Source organism: Bradyrhizobium sp. Crot121, from assembly GCF_059512385.1.
In genome coordinates, this window is the sequence record NZ_JCAMOR010000217.1 from 1 (window position 1) to 1,819 (window position 1,819).

A 1,819-nucleotide genomic window follows, 5' to 3' on the forward strand; every position below is an offset into this window, starting at 1 on the left:
GGGTTGGTAACCGGTATGAGATGTCTCGGTGCCAACGTTCCGCTGCGGTGTTCTACATCGTGGCGTATGGTGCGACCATCGGGACAGAGGCACCGGGAGCACGAAGTGCGGGCAGGCCGATGCACACGATGAGCCGAGAGCTCGAGTTAGTAGCTGGCCGCCTCTGCGACTCGCCCGGTTGCGCCGCGAGGGCGAATCCGTAGTTGTCGTGTCGCCCGCAGCTCCCATCGTTGTCCGGCAGAGGAGGTGCGAATGCGACGGGTAATTGGCATTGATGTCCACCGAACCTTCGGGGAGGTGGTATTTTGGGAGAACGGCAGGCTCCGACATGCGGGCCGCATTGATATGACGCGGACTGCGCTGGAGGGATTTGGCAAGACCCTGCTGGCCGGTGATGAGGTGGTGCTCGAAGCGACCGGCAACAGCATGGCGGTGTCGCGAGTGCTGGCGCCATTCGTGGCGCGGGTGATTATCGCCAATCCGTTGCAGGTGAAGGCGATCGCCCAGGCTCACGTCAAGACCGACAAGATCGATGCCGGCACGCTCGCCAGTTTGCAGGCGGCGGGATACCTGCCGCAGATCTGGACGCCTGACGCGGAGACCGAGCGCAAGCGTAGGCTGGTGGCGCGGCGCTACCAGGTCGTGCGGCACCGTACGCGGCTCAAGAACGAGGTGCATTCGATCCTGCACGCGCACCTGATCCCGAAGTGCCCGCATGCCGATCTTTTCAACGCCCGCGGCCGGGCGTGGTTGGCCGCTCAACAGTTGCCAGACGATGAGCGGGCGGCCGTCGATCGGCACGTCCGTGAGCTTGACCGTTTGGCCGAAGACCTGGCCCTGCTCGATCGCGAGATCGCACAGGACGCAATCGAGGATTCCGCGGTGAACAGATTGATGACGATCACCGGCGTGAATCTGGCGGTCGCCGCCGGAATCGTGGCGGCGATCGGCGACATCAACCGGTTCAACAGCCCGCAGAAGCTGGTGAGCTATTTCGGGCTGAACCCGCGGGTGCGGCAGTCCGGGCTGGGAGCCGTCCACCACGGCCGTATCAGCAAGATCGGCCGCAGTCATGCGCGCGCCATGCTGGTCGAGGCGGCCTGGGCAGCGGCCAAGGCGCCCGGTCCACTGCATGCTTTTTTCGTGCGCATCCGCGCCCGACGCGGCCATCAGATCGCCGCGGTGGCCGTGGCTCGGAAGCTCACTGTGCTCTGCTGGCATTTGCTGACAAAGGGCGAGGATTACCTGTGGGCGCGCCCGGCGCTGGTCGCCAATAAGACCCGCGCGATGCAACTTCAAGCCGGACATCCACAACAGAAAGGGAGCCGCCGTGGACCAGCCTATGCCTACAACATCAAGGCGCTGCGCGACCGCGAGATGTTGATTGCCGCCCAGGCGGAGCAAAGCTACGAACGATTCGTGTCGCAATGGAAGCCGCGGCACCCAAAAACCGGCGCGCGGGCGCCTCAGTTCGGCAGGACAAAATAGGCAGTCCGGTGACGCTTGCAGCCGACGCGTCACGCTTCGCCACGAGGTCGCCCGCGCCCGACAACCATAGTCGCGGCTGACGGCAAGTTCTAGGCAGGAATGCAGTCCCGTTCCACTGCCAGTGTGCCGCCGTGCTCGGGCCGGTCAAGGCCAAGCCTTGCGGTGGCCGCAAACGCGGCCAGCCTTGACCGCCCCTGCGCGCGACGGCTGCGAGATCGGTGGCCGGGACGGAAGAATGGCCCGCAGCGCGACCGAACAAAAGAATGGACTTACGGCGACCTTTGCAATCTTCGTCTCGGCCATGAAGAAAGCGCTTGTCCATCTCATCCGT

General features: G+C 64.6%; 1 protein-coding gene. It reads left to right on the forward strand.

The features are described 5' to 3' along the window. Window positions 1-270: 270 nt before the first annotated feature. Entirely contained in the window at window positions 271-1,488 is a 1,218-nt protein-coding gene (locus AC5ZGW_RS46085) for an IS110 family RNA-guided transposase (RefSeq protein WP_165435657.1), read from the forward strand. Window positions 1,489-1,819: the final 331 nt, after the last annotated feature.